The organism is Kocuria rosea (genome assembly GCF_023715525.1).
GTDB lineage: Bacteria > Actinomycetota > Actinomycetes > Actinomycetales > Micrococcaceae > Kocuria > Kocuria rosea_A.
On the sequence record NZ_JAMBOG010000020.1, the window covers coordinates 1 to 14780 of the forward strand.

A 14780-nucleotide genomic window follows, 5' to 3' on the forward strand; every position below is an offset into this window, starting at 1 on the left:
TGCTGGCGATCGCCGGGCTGGTCCCGCGCTTCGAACAGCACCAGGACGGCTGGAGACGTCAGAGCGAGGCGCTGCTGCGGGCCCGGCAGCAGTCCCAGCGCGCCACCACGGTCCCGGATGCCCACGAGCCGGCCGCAGGCGCCCGCGCCCAGCTCACCCCCGCCGCCCCGCGATCGCGGGCTCCCATCCCCCGGTAAAAACCGTGCCCCCGCACCCGCTCTGACCTCTTGCAGGGCCGGCCGGGCCGGCTGCCCACCGGCTCCGGTCCAGCCGGGCGAGGCGGCACAGGGCTAGGGCGGTGGTGTCGTCGTCGGCCGCTGCGGAATCGGCGTAGTCGCCGCACAGTCCCACGAGCTCTTCGGCGGGGGCGGACGGGCCGTCGCCTGCACCGACCCTGCTCGGGGAGGGGACTTGCTGTGCTGAAGGCCCCACAGGATGAGCGGCGGTGGTGAGGTGATGGCCGCACCGGGAGGGTACCGCCAGTAGCCGGAGGATGCGACACCGGGCCACGGCCGAGTGCATGATGCGGGCCCAGGTCGCTGCCGCCAGGCGGGCCGGGGTGAACGCCACTGCCGTCGCTCCCCGGCTTCACGGCTGCTGGGCGAAGCCCAGCATGTTCCGCATCGACCGTGAGGCCCGCACCGGAACCCCTGTCGCAACGCCGGGTCCGTGAAGCATGGACCCGCGAGTCAGTGGTTGATGCGACCGAGGGCGAGCTGGACCGCATCCAGGGTCCCGCACCCCAGCCAGCCCGAGCACGCTGATGGTGTTCCGTGAGCTCCGGTCACTGGGGGATGGCACGCGTGGCCGGACGGGGTGGGCGGGGCTCCTGCTGGGGAACGGCGGCGGTGGTGGCACGTACGACGACGCGGTGTTCGTCAGTTTCCCACGACCGACCATCCCACCGGTCTACCAGCCTCGTCAGTGGTTCGCGGGACAGGCCCTGACCGCCCTCACCAGGACTGTCCCGGATGAGGCAGGCGGGTGTTCAGGCCGCCCGAGGCGCAGCGACCGCCCGCAGGTCGAACGCCGCCCAGGCGTGGGTGGTGAGCTCGCGCAGGTACCCCTGGGCTTCCAGCACCTGCAGGGCACCTTGAAGCTGCTCGCCGGTGAGCTGGTGCTCCACGGCCAGGGCAGCCAGATCCAGGTGCGGGGCCTCCTCGAGGAAGTGATCGATCAAGGCGTCCAGGACCACCACCGCGTCCACGCTCAGGTGCTCGTCGTGAATGGCGCGGGAGCGCAGTCGCGCGGTGGCAGAGGCGGCGGCGTTGATGAGACGAAACGGAGAGGTGTACATGGGACGACAGATACCCGTGGCTTCCTGAAAAAACCCTAATGATCCCTGATCCCCACGAAGCCCTCTCCTGCAGTGCTGCCCCACCCATCGGCTCCGTGCAGCGCTGCAGGACCCGTCCTGCTGCGCCCCGGGAGCCGACGTGCCGGAGGGTGCGCCGGGAAGGGCGCCCCTGCCGGGTCCGGGCAGACGGAACGGCGTCCACCCCTACGAACGGCCCTCACCGCGCCCACCATCCAGGAGGTCCTGGGCAGCTCGGTGACCGCGGCGTCGAGCTGGTGCCGGTCCGGCTCCACCGCCACGCTGGCGGCCAGCCCGTAGCCAAGGGCCGCCGGGGTCACACGCGTGCCAGCGGGCCACGACCGCTCCGCGAGTGAGGTGGGGCACATAGACTCATGGTCACCGAGGTAGGGAGGTTGCATGGGCATCGAGGACGAGTTGCGCGCTCGGGCGGCTGCCCCGGGGACGAACGAGCCGGACTCGCCCCGTCGAGCCGCATTGGATGGCGAGGCTCGAGGGCTGGGTCTGGAACAGGCCTTGGCAGACGTTCGGCAGGTCGCGATCGAGGCCAGCGAGCTGCTGCGCGCAGAAGGTCTGAAGCCGGCCAGACTTGTGTACGCCCCACCGGACGCCAAGTCCTACCCCGTAATCGGCCAGGCGTTCTCCATGGTCAGATGCGGTTACGGGTGGCACGTGGTTCGCGGCGTGGTCGTCGGCACGGACGGCCGGCTGTGGGCACGCAGGCAGGTCCACGACCCGACGCCGCAGAAGGACCTGGATGCCTGGATCCTGCAGGTGGAACCGCCCCACGGGCGGGGCCAGCTGCCGCCTGCTGTGGAGTACGACGGAAGGGCCCTCCACACCGTGCGCTGGATCTCCGAGAACGAGTACACGAAGGTCGACCTCATCGACCGGCTCACGGACGGCTACGCGCGGCTGCTGCTCCTCCATCACCAGCGCGCGACATGAGGGGTGAGCCCGCGGAGCGGGTGCCACGGTACTTCCAAGAACGCATCTCATAATGTGGTGAGCTGCAGGATCTCGAGGTGGGGGCAGCCCGACGCCCTCACCGTGTCATCGCGCAGGGCCTCCACCTGTGGTGCGCCCACCCCCGCCCCTCGACATAGGAACGACCATGGAACCCCAGGACATCTCCTTCCGTACCCGCAAGTGGGTCAAGCCCGAAGACCTCAACGCCAACGGCACCCTCTTCGGCGGCAGCCTGCTGCGCTGGATCGACGAGGAGGCCGCGATCTACGCGATCGTCCAGCTCGGCAACCAGCGCGCCGTGACCAAGTACATGTCGGAGATCAACTTCGTCAGTTCCGCCGAGCAGGGCGACATCATCGAGATGGGTCTCACCGCCACCGGCTTCGGGCGGACGTCGTTGACCATGCGCGCGCAGGTGCGGAACATGATCACCCGGGAGCTGATCTTGACCATCGACAAGATCGTGTTCGTGAATCTGGACCGCGAGGGCCGGCCGGCCCCGCACGGCTACACCGAGATCACCTACGACCGCGACCGGATCCCCACCACAGCCGTGCCCACCGTGGGCTAGCGGAAGTACCGCGGCAGCGGGCAGCTCCCGGACAGACGGGAGCGCGCCACACTGTGCGATGAGCTCCACCGGCAGTCGCCGGGCGCCGATGATGGTGATGGCCAGGGTGGCCTGCGTCTGTCGAGACTCTTTCCTCGTAGGCCATCACCGCCGCCGATCGTCCCGCGAACACCCCGGGGGACGGTGGCGTCCGTCGCTGAGACCACCCGGTGGCGGATGGCCGCGCCGGACACCGAGAGGCTCTGGTCCCGACAGGGTCGGCTCCTGAGCGCGCAGGGACGCCAGACCAACCGGGGACCCCGGACGGCGGCCTCGATCCCCGCACCGTGCTCGACATGCCGCCGTGGGGAACCGTCGTCCTCGTGCTCCCGGCGGACCCCGCATCAGCACCGCACGTGTTGGCACTACGTCGTCACAGGCCGGCTCCTGCCGTGCATCAGAGGGGCCGCGGTTGACCGGTGGAGGCGGTCGTGCCCCCGTCGACGGGGATCACCGCACCCGTGATGTAAGCGGCGTCGGGGCCGGCCAGGAACAGGACGGCACGGGCGACGTCCTCCGGGGTGGCAGCCCGTCCCAGTGCCACCCGATTGTGCAAGGCGGCGGCGAAGGCCGGATCGTCCAGGCGGTCCTGGGTGAGACGGGTGGCGGTGAAGGCCGGGGCGATGACGTTGGCGCGCACCCCGTAGGCCCCCAGATCCAGCGCCAGGCTCTGCACCATGGCGTTCACCGCGCCCTTGGTGGCGTTGTAGGCGAACTGCCCCCAGTCCCCGCGCAGGCCGGACACGGAGGAGATCGCCACGAGGTTTCCGCGGGACTGCTTCAACAACGGCACGGCGGCGCGGGCGACGAAGAGCACAGCGTCGAGGTTGATGCTGCGCATACGCTCCCACGCCGCGTCGTCGTAGTCCTCGATCTCCCCGCCCTCGAACACACCGGCGTTGTTGACGGCGACGTCCAGGCGACCGAAGCGATCGGCGATCGCAGCGACGAGCCCCTCGACCTCGGCGCGGTCGGCGACATCGGTGGTGCGCACCAGGACCCGCTCCTCGGGGAACTCCTCGACCGTCTCCCGCAGAGGTTGTTCGTGGCGGCCGGTGACGCACACGCTGGCTCCCTGCTCCAGGAAAGCCCGCGCAATGGCCTGGCCGATACCGGAACCGGCTCCGGTGACCAGAACCACAGTGCCGTCATAGGGATAGCGAGCCCACGCGATCATGGTTGCTCCTATGTCAAGCAGCTGTTGGTAGGCAGGATGGGGATTCGATGTGCTGGTTGGTCAGGGGCTTCTGCGCCTGATCGCGGATCAGGAGGTAGTACACCACGCGGGCGATCTTGCGTTTCATGCAGCGCAGAGCCTCCATGGTGGTCTTTCCACTGGCTTTGAGCCGTTCGTAGTAGTCCTTGCCAGGTCCTGGCAAGCGGATCTGGGTGATCGCGATTCGGTGCAGGGCGCAGTTGAGCTGCCGGTTCCCACCCCGATTCAGTCGTACTCGTCCGGCGGTCTTGCCCGACCACACCGGGATCGGGGCCACCCCGGCGGCCATCGCGAAGCACGCCTCGGTACGGAACCGGCCCACCCCGGCGACCTCGGCGTAGATCGTCGCCGCGCTGACCTCCCCGCACCCGGGCAGCTCCAGCAACTGCGGTGCCCGTAGCCGTACCAGGGCCCGGATCCGTGCGCTCAGCCCGGTGATGGCCTCACACAGCCGCTCCACATCGGCCAGGACCTGCCCGGCGATCTCCGCGACGATGCCTACCTGCCCGGCCAGGAACTCCCGGATCTGTGTCCGCACCCGGGCGCGGTCCAGGGACCGCGGGGCCGGATCGAGCTCGGGATCCAACTCGTGCAGGTGCCAGCGCAGGCGGTTGATCGCCCGGGTGCGCTCGGCCACCAGGTCATCGCGGCGGGCCACCAGCAGCGCCACCTCCCGGGCGGGCTCGTCGGTGACCGCCCTCGGCAGGTCCTCCTCCCGCGCCACGGCCCGGGCCACCGCCAGCGCGTCGATGGGATCGGACTTGCCCCGGGTCCGGGCCGAGGCCCGGTGCCGGGCCATGAGCTTGGTGGGCACCCGCACCACCGGCTCCCCGTGAGCCAGCAGGTCCCGCTCGAGCATCCCCGACAGGTGCCGGCAGTCCTCGATGCCCCAGACCCGGCTTTGATCGATGAACGCCGTGCGCGCCCACCGATAAGCCTTCTCGTGACCGGCGTGCGTGGCCGCGACCGTGAGCTGGCCGATCTGCTTGCCGGCCGCGTCCACGGCCACGAACGTATGGGAATGCTTGTGGACGTCCGCGCCGATGGCAATCACCATGGTGAGTGCCTCCCTTCCCAGTGAGGTAACCGGTTGGGCCGGTCGGCGGGCACTTCACAGTGGGGGCGATGCCACGCTCCTGACTTGTCTTGAATGGGTGGTGGCCGGCACTGGGGAGTCTGCAGCTTCGTAGTGTTGAGAGTGGCGGTCGGCGCTGGTCCGCAAGCTTCTTGCCGCCCCTGGAAGGGGCTGGCTCATTGATAGGGTGCCCGGCCGATCGCCACCTGCCCTGGGTGTGGTTCGACAGAGGCGTGCAGATGGATTGAAGTCAGAGTGCCCACCGAGGGAGCTTCACATCCCTGCCAGTGGAAGCAGTCTGCCATGACCGTCATCGGGATCGATCCGCACAAGTCCTCCCTCACCGCCGCAGCGTTAGCCGCCGATGGCACCGTAAAAGCCACACAGCGTTTCGCCGTGACCAAGGGCACCGGCCCGGCCGTGGTGGCCTGGGCCTCCCAGTTCGAGGACCTCCTGTTCGCCGTGGAAGGCGCCCAGGGTTTGGGCCGAGGCATTGCCCAGTACCTCACTAGTCAGGGCCACGAGGTCCTCGATGTGCCCTCCACGCTATCGATGAAGGCCCGGGTCTTGCACACCGGCGGTGGACGCAAGACCGATGCCGCCGATGCCCGGGCCGTGGGATGGGCTGCCCAGCACCATCAGGGCCTGCGGCGTGTGGCGGCCGAGGATCACGCCGAGATCCTGGACCTGCTCACGCATCAGCGCGACGCACTCAAGGGTGAGCGGACCCGGGCTCTGAGCCGGTTGCACGAGTTGCTGCGAGACCTGATCCCCGGTGGTGTGCCGAGGGGCCTGACTCTCACCAAGGCGCGGTCGGCCTTGCGCGGGCTGCGGCCGGCCACGGCCATCGAGCAGTGCCGCCGGGATCTGGCCCGCGATCTGATCGGTGAGGTGGCCCGGCTCGAGAAGCTTATGGACAACTACCAGCAGAAGATCGCCGAAGAGCTTCAGGCCACCGGCACCTCCTTGATGGAACTGCCGGGCCTCAGCACGATCCTGGCCGGGAAGATCCTGGGCGAGGTCGGCGACGTGCGCCGGTTCCCATCACCCGGGCACTTCGCCAGCTACACCGGCGCTGCGCCCCTGGATACCTCCAGCGGGGACAACCTGCGGCAACGCCTGAACCCCGGCGGCAATCGCCAGCTGAACTCCGCGCTGCACGTAATGGCCGTGTGCCAGATCAGCCACGCAGGCCCCGGCCGGGACTACTACTTGAAGAAAATTCACGAAGGCAAGACCCCACGTGAGGCCCGCAGAGCCCTCAAACGCCGGTTGAGCAACGTCATCTACCGCACCATGGTCAACGACCTGACGGCTCGCAAACCGGCGCTCTCTTGACACAGAGGCCCTATCAAGCCACGCCGACCGGTCCTTCACACCCGGTGCCGGCACAACCATGGCCAGCCAGCCCCAACGGAGCGGCATCGAGGCTAGGAGCCAGGCACCAGGTGCAAAGGATCCAACCACCGCAGCACTTGCGGCACCACTCACCCTCACACTGACCTCGATGCTACGCACCCCATCCGGTGAACCGGTGAACTGCTTGGCTGGGAAGCGGCAATGGCGCCCAGCACCATCACGAAGGCACCCACACGCTCAGCGCATCACCCCGACCGCCGACCTCCCTCCATCGCGTCGATGTGCTCCGATCCCTTCCGTCCGAGACGTGGCTGAGCACCCCGCACGCGGACGGCCCGATGTGGAGACCTTCCTCCCATGACGGCTCCCCTGCCCCCTCCCTTCAGTCGGGTGTCGTCAGCGGGTGGCCTCACCGCAGCCAACCAGCGGGTTCGGCAGCCGGGCGTGGCACTGGACGCCCGGGACCGCCCCACGACACGCCCTGGCACCTCTCGGCGACGCCGCAGGGCGAAGCGTCCGGGAACCGGCCGCGGGAGAACCCCTGACGCCACCCTCCGAGCGCGCAACCGGCTCACGCCGTGTCACGGTGACTCCAGCAGGACCCGTCTGCAGCGCCCCGGGGCCACCTGGCTACGGCAGGTAGTCCGGTGCCGGCTCGAGACCGAAGAACTCCTCCAGCGTGTTGACCCGCGCGTCGGCCTCTGCCGCCGCCTGCAGGTCCTCCACCAGGGCCGGACCGACATAGCGCAGGTGCCAGGGCTCGTAGGTGTAGCCGGTGACGGCCTCCTCGCCTTCGGGGTAGCGGATGATGAACCCGTACTCCCCGGCGTGCTCAGCCACCCACGCCCCGACCGGGGTGTCCTCGAAGCAGGCCTGCAGCGCGCACGCCCCGTCGGCGTTGGCCACGTCCATGGCCAGCCCAAGCTGGTGCTCGCTGTAGCCGGGCCGGGCCGCGATGGTGTCAGCAGTGGCCTGCCCGTACTGGGCCACGTAGCTGTCGTAGAGGCTGGCCTGGTGGGCGGAGGAACGGTACCCGCTCACGGCCACGAGGTTGACCCCGTCGACCTCCGCCGCCCGGCTCATGCGCTGGTAGGCCTCGGCGGCCTCGGTGCGCAGGTGCTCGGTCTGGACCCGGACAAGGTAGTCCGGCACGTAGCTCGGCGGGTCCAGCGGCCGGTGCTTGTTGACCACCACGGTCAGGCTCGAAGCGGAGTCGATGTCGTAGGCCGCCCCTGTCGCGACCGCCGTCGACGGGGCCACCAGACCCGTCGCCAGCGCCAGTACCGTCGCCGTACCACCGAGTCCACCCAGCTTCTTCTTCAGCATGCTCACGCCCCCACGTGTCCGGAAAAGATCCGTCTCAGCGTACCCACATGAGCCCACGGACGCGTGCTGTGTGACACATGCGCCCAGGCTCCGGGGCGCTCGGGCTCTCCGGGGCGCGGACGGCTTATCCTCTCAGCAGCGGTACAGCAATCGGCCGCGGCAACCTCGGACGGGCAAAGGATGCTGTTGTGGACCACAAGCTCTCCGTGACCGTCCAGGTGGCTCTGGACGGGCAGAAGGTGCGGATCAGTGCCGGCGGATGCCTGACCCGGCTCAGCCAGTCGGGCCTGCACCCGCTGATCCGCCGGGCCCGCGGCCTCGCCCCGGGTGTCCAGGTCACCGTCGATCTGACCGGCACCCGTCACGTGGAGGCGATCGGGGTGGAACTGCTGCGCTGGGCGGTCGACCACGACGTCCCCGACCACCACGGGCCCGCGGTGGAGATCGTGGTCCCGGAGCCGCTGCCCGACCATCTGATCCCCGCCGCACCCCCGGTGCCGGACGCCTCGGGCGGCACCGGCCGCCCGCCCGGCCGGCCGAGGACGGCACCTGCAGAACGCTGACCGCGGGGCACGACAGCACCCCCTGTCGTCCCGGCTCGGATGACGGTGGGGTCGGCAGTTCTCGGCTGCGCCGGCAGCGCACGGCGGCCCCGTCCCGGCGCGCCGGTTCCTGCCCGGGCTGATCCCGCTGACCTGGGACCGCCCGATCGACCCGGTCGAGGTCTTCGACCTGACCCTGTCCTGGAGCAGGCCGCCGAGGCCTGCCGCGCGACGGACGGACACCGCGCCCTCGAGGTCCTGCTCACCACCGACCGACCTGTTCTCGCACGGCGCCTTCCCCTCTCCCCCGATCCCCCGGAGGGACCGACTGTGTCGAGGTCGAACCACGCAGCTGGTGCTCCCGGTCCGGCGGCGTCGCGTGAGCCGGTCTCCCACGATCGGCGTCGGAGCCTGGAACCGGCGGGGCCGGCGGCGACGGATCAGGTTTCGGGATCAGGTCCGGCAGGTGAACAACTGCTGAACAGGTAGCGTAACGGTACTGGGTCTGTCTGGGCCCGACAATGGGGTGGATGTCAAGGGTGTTCGGGGAGCACGCGCGCATCTGGAACGTGAGGTGTTGCCATGTCCGGCCGGATTCTTCACGTGATCCGACGGGTTGGCGTCGTCGGGGGACGCGTCCTGGTCTACGCCCTGATCTGGGCGGGGCTCGTGCTGCTCATCACCGCCGCCGGCATCCGTTTCTACTGGGGCAGGATCTCTGTGGGCCAGATGCTCCTGAACCTCGTCTCCGTGGAAACCGACGGCGGGGGCGGGGCCATCGTCTGGGTCGGCGTCCTCGGGATCGGCGTCGCGCCCCTGCTCATCACCGTCGGGATCGCCCTGTGGCAGTGCTTCCGGCGCCGCGCGCGCCACCACCACGGCGACGAGACGCGTCCTCGTCGATCGCCGTGGATCGCGCGCACCGTCTTCACCGCCTCGGTGGCCGCGGTGGTCGTCGGCGGCACCACGGCCTTCGCCACCACGGTGGGTATGGGGGACTACATCAAGGCGGCGAACTCCCGGTACGACCTCGGCGACTACTACGCGGAGCCGACCGTCACCGGCGACCAGCACAAGCGCAACCTGGTGCTGGTCTACCTCGAGTCCGGCGAGGCCACCCTTGCGGACGACCAGCTCTCGGAGACGGACGCGTTCGCTCCCCTGCAGGAGGTCACCCGGGCCTCGGACGGCTGGCGGAGCGTGCACGATCTCCGGCAGTACGAGGGTGGAGGCTGGACCATGGCCGGGCTCGTCTCGACGCAGTGCGGCGTCCCGCTGAAGGACATGGTCTCCACCGCGGGCAGCGGCGCCTCGGACGGGTCCGACGGCGACGTCGACGCCTACCTGGGAGGGCTGACCTGCCTGGGCGACGTCCTCGACGAGCACGGTTACCACAGCGTCTTCCTGGGCGGGGCCAACGCCTCCTTCGCCGCGAAGGACACCTTCCTGCACAGCCACGGCTACTCCGGGGTGAAGGACCTCTCCGACTGGCGCGCCGCCGGCGAACCGGAGAAGCACTTCCGCAGCGACTGGGGCCTGAGCGACGAACGCCTCATGGCCCACGCCAAGGACGAGGTCGACGAGCTGCACGCCGAGGCGGAGAGGACCGGCCAGCCGTTCCACCTCTCCGTGCTGACGCTGGACACCCACGAGCCGGTGCACGTCTTCGACTACTGCACCGTGGATGCGCAGAACGAGGTCGCCTCCGTGCTCTCCTGCTCCATGACCCAGGTGGCCGGATTCGTGGACCACATGCAGGAGAAGGGCTACCTCGACGACACCGCCGTGGTGATCATGGGCGACCACCTCATGCCCAAGAACGCCGGCGACGCTTTCCACGAGCAGCTGGACGACCACGAGAACCGCACCATCTTCAACCGGATCTGGATTCCGGGCGAGGACGCGAACAGCACGCTGCGCCCCCGCGCGGACCAGCTGAGCATGTACCCCACGATCCTGGAGGCTGCCGGCCTGACCCTGCAGGGTCACGAGGCCGGGCTGGGCGTGTCCGCCTTCGCCCCGGAGGTCCCGGACGGTTCAGCGCAGGCGATGGAGCCGGGTCCCTATGCCGAGCTGCTGAGCTCGCGCTCCCCCTGGTTCTACGCGCAGGCCTGGGCCGGCGAGAGCGCCGCCCGGTAGCGCCGGCCCCGGCTCTGGCCGTGGCCACGGTCGGGCACGTGGTCGTGGCGATGAGCCCGGACTGCACCGTGATGCCCCGCCGCCCGCTTCCCCACCGCGGTGGCCACCGGCGCGTTCTGAGCCGTGGGCTCCGTCGGCGCGCGCCAAGTTCGCAGCCCCGGTCGGTCCTCCAGCGGCTGCCGCGCCCCCGTGCCTCGGCCAGCCGGGGAGCATCGCGGATCCGGAAGTCGGTGCAGGTCTGGCGCTGCCCATCCAGGTCCTTGCCGGCGGACCTTCCCCCGGCCACCGAACCGGTGATGCGCTCGCCTCTGGTCCCCGGTCTGGTTGTTGTTCGTCGGTCTCACCGGGCTGGGGCCGGTTGGCGAACGCGGCGTGCACGCCGGGGCCGTTCGACCCCGCTGTCAGGCCCCTGCCCCGAGGGGGTCGCCGAAGACGCCGACGGCGCCCTGAGCTGCCGGGTCCGCCGCCCCCCAGGGAGGAAATGGGCGGAACGGACGTCAGCGCATGAGTTGCCTGCTCGCGTGGCTGGTGCTCAGGCATGCCGGAGTTCTGCCGTGTCCGGGCTGACTCAGTAGACAGGTTTTCCCGGTTCGATTTGTGCCACCCAGGCCAGGATGCCGCCCTCGAGGTGGCGGAGCCGTTCCTCCCGCTGCGCGAAGTGCGGGCGCAGCGCGGCCAGGGCTGTCGCGGACCGGGCGCCGGCTTTGCAGTGCAGCACCAGGTCCATGCCGAGGACCTCGGCCGGCAGGGCGTCTGCGCCGCGCTCGAGCAGCTCGCTGAGCGGGACGGGGACGGTGCCCGGGATGCTCACCAGCTCTCTCTCCCAGGCCTCCCGCACGTCCACGAGCGCGAAGACGGCCTCGCCGCGCTCGCGGCGGGTCAGCAGCACGGCCAGCTCCTGGGGGCCGAGGACCTCGGCGGGCCCGGGGCCGTGGCCGGGCCGGGCGCAGACCGCCTGGGGGCTCTCGAGCGCGACCACCGGAGGTGCGCCAGGGTCCGGGGTCAGCCGCAGCTCTCGCCAGGTCATGGCGAGGGCGTCGTGGAGCAGGACCCGCCCGAGCAGCGGCTCGCCGACGCCGGTGATCAGCTTGACCGCCTCGGTGACCATGACGGAGCCGACGGTGGCCGGGAGCATCCCGACCACCCCGCCCTCGGCGCAGCTGGGCACCTCCCCGGCCGGCGGGGACTCGGGGTAGAGATCCCGGTAGGTGGGCCCGTGGCCCGCCCAGAAGACGCTGACCTGGCCCTCGAACCGCAGGATCGAGCCCCATACGACCGGGGTGCGGGTCAGGGCCGCGGCGTCGCTGACCAGGTAGCGGGTGGCGAAGTTGTCCGCGCCGTCCAGCACGAGGTCGTACCGACCGACCAGGTCCACGGCGTTGTCCGCCGTGAGCCGCACGGGGTGGGTGCGCACGTCCACGAGCGGGTTGAGCCGAGCCACCGCGTCGGCGGCGGAGTCGACCTTGGGGCGGCCGATGTCGGCGACGGTGTGGATCACTTGGCGCTGCAGGTTGGAGGCGGTCACGACGTCGTCGTCGACGATCCCCAGCGTGCCCACCCCGGCTGCGGCCAGGTACTGCAGGGCGGGGGCACCCAGTCCCCCGGCCCCGACGACGAGGACCCGGGCGTTCTTCAACCGCCGCTGGCCGATCGAGCCGACCTCGGCGAGCGCGAGGTGCCGGGCGTAGCGCTCGAGCTCCTCGCACGTCAGTCCTGGGGCGGGTGCGGCAAGTGGGGGCAGCGGGCTCACCGCGGGTGCCCCACGGGCGCCCAGTCCCCGCGCGGCGCGGCGTCCGGGACCTTCCCGCGCCCGGCGGGGCCGATCCGCCCGGCCGTGGGCGAGGAGGCGACGGCGTGGCGGCGGACGGGGATGCGCCCCGCGGTCGCGGCCAGCCGCCCGGCTGCGACGGCGTGGCGCATCGCGGTGGCCATGGCCACCGGGTCCTGGGCCCGGGTGACGGCGCTGGCCAGGAGCACGGCGTCGCAGCCGAGCTCCATGGCCAGGGCGGCCTCGGAGGCGGTGCCGATGCCGGCGTCGAGGATCACGGGCACGGCGGCGCGGGAGGCGATGAGCTCGATGTTGTGCGGGTTGAGGATGCCCAGCCCGGTGCCGATGGGCGCGCCCAGGGGCATGACCGCGGCGGCGCCGAGGTCCTCCAGGCGGCGGGCGACGGCCGGATCGTCGGAGGTGTAGGCGAAGACCTTGAACCCGCGGGCCACCAGTTGCTCGGTGGCGTCCAGCAGCTCCACGACGTCGGGCAGGAGCGTGTCCTCGTCGGCGATGACCTCGAGCTTGACCCAGTCGGTCTCCAGCGCCTCCCGGCCCAGCTCGGCCGTGAGCAGGGCGTCCCGGGCGGTGTAGCAGCCGGCGGTGTTGGGCAGGACGCGGATGGCGTTGCGCTCAAGCAGGGCGAACAGCGAGTCGCCCTGCCCGGGGGCGTAGCGGCGCAGGGCCACGGTGGTCAGCTCGGTGCCGGAGGCCAGCAGGGCCTGCTCCAGGGTGTGCAGGGAGCTCAGGCCCCCGGTGCCCATGATCAGGCGGGAGGACAGCGCCGCGCCGTCGAGGAGCAGCGGGTCGGGGTGCGTGGTGGTCACGGCTCAGCCTCCCTGGACAGCGGTGATGATCTCGACGTCCTGGCCCTGCACCACGGGCGTGCGGTGCCAGCGGCTGCGGGGGACGATCGCGGCGTCGACGGCCACGGCCACGCCCAGGCGGCCCCCGTCCACGGGGTGGCCGTCGGGGCCCAGGGCCCGGCCGACGGTCTCGGCGACGAGGTCGATGACGGTGGTGTCCTCGGCCACGGTGCGCGAGGCGCCGTTGAGGGTGATGGCGGACATCAGATGCTCCTGTTCGGTGGTCCGGCGATCTGCAGATCGAAGCGGTGCGGGTCGGTGGTGGCGAGGTGTGCTGCGTCGGCCGCCGGGTCGGCCCCCGGCTCCCCGGTGACCAGCTGAGCGGCGAGGCGGGCGGCCAGCGGGGTGAGCAGCACGCCGTGGCGGAAATAGCCCGTGGAGACGACCAGCCCGGCCACCGGCTCGCCGCTGTCCGCGCGGACGCGGCCGAGATACGGGATGTCGTCGGGGGTGCCGGGGCGCGCGCGGGCCATGACTTCCGCCAGCTCGAGGTCGGCCACTCCGGGAACCAGCGCCTGGGCGTCGCGCAGCAGCCGGAACACGCCCCCGGCGCTGGCCCCGTCCAGCCCGTCCTCCCGGGAGGTGGCCCCGATGACCACGGTCCCGTCGGCGCGCGGCACCAGGTAGACAGGCACACCGTGGACCAGGCCGCGGACGGTGCGCTCGAGTAGCTCGGGCGCTCCCGCGGGCGGGCGCGCCCGCAGGATGTCCCCGTGCACCGGGCGCATCGGCAGCCGGCACCCGACGGGCAGGCCCGCCAGGGCCCCGAGCCCCGCGCCCGGGGACAGGACCGTCTCCGCGGCCGCCACCTCCTGTCCGCCGGCCAGGACGACCCCGGTGACCGCGCCCCGGGCGTCGTGCTGCAGCGCCGCGGCAGGCTCGCGCACGAGGCGGACCGGACCGCCGTCACCGCCTCCGTCGAGGGCCGGATCGCTCGGCAGCGGCGCGGTGAGCGCGGCCAGCAACGCGGCCACGAGCCGGCGCGGGTCGACCTGGTGGTCACCGGGGATCCGGAACGCGGCGGACAGCCGCGGGCTCAGCGCCGGCTCCAGGGCGCGGGCGGTGCGCAGGGGCAGGGGCTGCACGTCCATGCCGTGGCGCAGCTGCAGCTCGCGCAGGTCCGCCAGGGCCTGGCGGTCGGCGGCGTCGACGCCGCAGACCAGGGTCTCGGTGGTGCGGTGGCCCACCGGCTGCCCGGCGGCCCGTTCCAGGGCGGCCACGAAGGCCGGGTACTCGGCGGCCGAGGTCGTCATCAGGGGGTAGAGGGGTTCCTGCTGGTACTGGACCTCGCTGACGGGGGCGAGCATCCCGGCCGCGGCCCGGCTCGCCCCCGAGCCGGGGTCCGGGTCGACCACCGCGACGGAGCGACCGCGGCGGCGCAGCTCCCAGGCGGTGGCGAGGCCGATCAGCCCAGCGCCCACGACCGCGACGTCGACGGCGGCCCCGGAGGGCCCGGGGCCCGGCAGCGCGGCAAGGGGCACGGCGGGCACGGCATGTCCTTTCCTACGGCGGCATGACCCGCATCAGGTGTGGCGGTCGGCGCTCAAGCCCTCTCAGCCCCGGCAGGGCTCCCGCAGAACTGCTGACTAACATCA

At 71.4% G+C, this 14780-nt stretch carries 14 protein-coding genes and 1 riboswitch; of the genes, 6 read left to right on the forward strand and 8 right to left on the reverse strand.

The window, feature by feature from the left end; translation table 11 throughout:
- Nucleotides 1–197: hypothetical protein (locus M3185_RS13200; protein WP_251334147.1), on the forward strand; the 197-nt coding region annotated here is incomplete at its 5' end.
- 791 nt (nt 198–988) lie between these two features.
- Here M3185_RS13200 and M3185_RS13205 read toward each other — a convergent pair.
- Entirely contained in the window at nt 989–1297 is a 309-nt protein-coding gene (locus tag M3185_RS13205; protein WP_251334148.1) for a hypothetical protein, read from the reverse strand.
- 417 nt (nt 1298–1714) lie between these two features.
- On the opposite strand from M3185_RS13205, the gene M3185_RS13210 reads away from it, so the two are divergent.
- Nucleotides 1715–2263 (forward strand): hypothetical protein, encoded by a 549-nt coding sequence (locus M3185_RS13210; protein ID WP_251334149.1) that lies wholly within the window; start codon nt 1715–1717, stop codon nt 2261–2263.
- A gap of 166 nt (nt 2264–2429) precedes the next feature.
- Complete coding sequence (locus M3185_RS13215; RefSeq protein ID WP_251334150.1) at nt 2430–2855, forward strand: acyl-CoA thioesterase; 426 nt, start codon at nt 2430–2432, stop codon at nt 2853–2855.
- 436 nt (nt 2856–3291) lie between these two features.
- Here the strand turns inward: M3185_RS13215 and M3185_RS13220 are convergent, their stop codons facing one another.
- Together M3185_RS13220 and M3185_RS13225 are read right to left on the reverse strand one after the other, a co-directional pair.
- Nucleotides 3292–4071 (reverse strand): SDR family NAD(P)-dependent oxidoreductase, encoded by a 780-nt coding sequence (locus M3185_RS13220; protein ID WP_251334151.1) that lies wholly within the window; start codon nt 4069–4071, stop codon nt 3292–3294.
- A 13-nt stretch (nt 4072–4084) separates the two neighbouring features.
- Entirely contained in the window at nt 4085–5167 is a 1083-nt protein-coding gene (locus M3185_RS13225; protein WP_285859887.1) for an IS110 family transposase, read from the reverse strand.
- Between the two features lie 321 nt (nt 5168–5488).
- Here M3185_RS13225 and M3185_RS13230 point away from each other — a divergent pair, with 321 nt between their 5' ends.
- Nucleotides 5489–6523: an IS110 family transposase gene (locus M3185_RS13230; RefSeq protein WP_251334152.1), complete on the forward strand. Its 1035-nt coding sequence runs from the start codon at nt 5489–5491 to the stop codon at nt 6521–6523.
- Between the two features lie 651 nt (nt 6524–7174).
- Here M3185_RS13230 and M3185_RS13235 read toward each other — a convergent pair.
- The gene (locus M3185_RS13235; protein ID WP_251334199.1) at nt 7175–7870 is read right to left on the reverse strand and encodes a M15 family metallopeptidase; all 696 of its coding nucleotides are present in this window, start codon (nt 7868–7870) and stop codon (nt 7175–7177) included.
- 188 nt (nt 7871–8058) lie between these two features.
- Between M3185_RS13235 and M3185_RS13240 the strand changes: the two genes are divergently transcribed.
- Together M3185_RS13240 and M3185_RS13250 are read left to right on the forward strand one after the other, a co-directional pair.
- Nucleotides 8059–8433, forward strand: a complete 375-nt coding sequence (locus tag M3185_RS13240) for a hypothetical protein (RefSeq protein ID WP_251334153.1) — start codon at nt 8059–8061, stop codon at nt 8431–8433.
- A gap of 582 nt (nt 8434–9015) precedes the next feature.
- Nucleotides 9016–10551, forward strand: coding sequence for a sulfatase-like hydrolase/transferase (locus M3185_RS13250; RefSeq protein WP_251334154.1), 1536 nt, complete (start codon nt 9016–9018; stop codon nt 10549–10551).
- Between the two features lie 568 nt (nt 10552–11119).
- Here the strand turns inward: M3185_RS13250 and moeB are convergent.
- From moeB to M3185_RS13270, 4 genes are all read right to left on the reverse strand, one after another.
- A complete protein-coding gene (moeB, locus tag M3185_RS13255; protein WP_251334155.1) occupies nt 11120–12301 on the reverse strand; it encodes a molybdopterin-synthase adenylyltransferase MoeB in 1182 nt (393 codons plus the stop codon).
- Nucleotides 12298–13083: a thiazole synthase gene (locus M3185_RS13260; protein WP_251334200.1), complete on the reverse strand. Its 786-nt coding sequence runs from the start codon at nt 13081–13083 to the stop codon at nt 12298–12300. The genes moeB and M3185_RS13260 overlap by 4 nt, the downstream gene beginning before the upstream one ends.
- A 66-nt stretch (nt 13084–13149) precedes the next feature.
- Nucleotides 13150–13389 carry a sulfur carrier protein ThiS gene (gene thiS, locus M3185_RS13265; RefSeq protein ID WP_251334156.1) on the reverse strand — a complete coding sequence of 80 codons (240 nt, stop codon included), beginning with the start codon at nt 13387–13389 and terminating at the stop codon, nt 13150–13152.
- Nucleotides 13389–14675 (reverse strand): FAD-dependent oxidoreductase, encoded by a 1287-nt coding sequence (locus M3185_RS13270; RefSeq protein WP_251334157.1) that lies wholly within the window; start codon nt 14673–14675, stop codon nt 13389–13391. The genes thiS and M3185_RS13270 overlap by 1 nt, the downstream gene beginning before the upstream one ends.
- Nucleotides 14669–14770: riboswitch (TPP riboswitch) on the reverse strand. It overlaps the preceding gene by 7 nt.
- Nucleotides 14771–14780 lie beyond the last annotated feature (10 nt).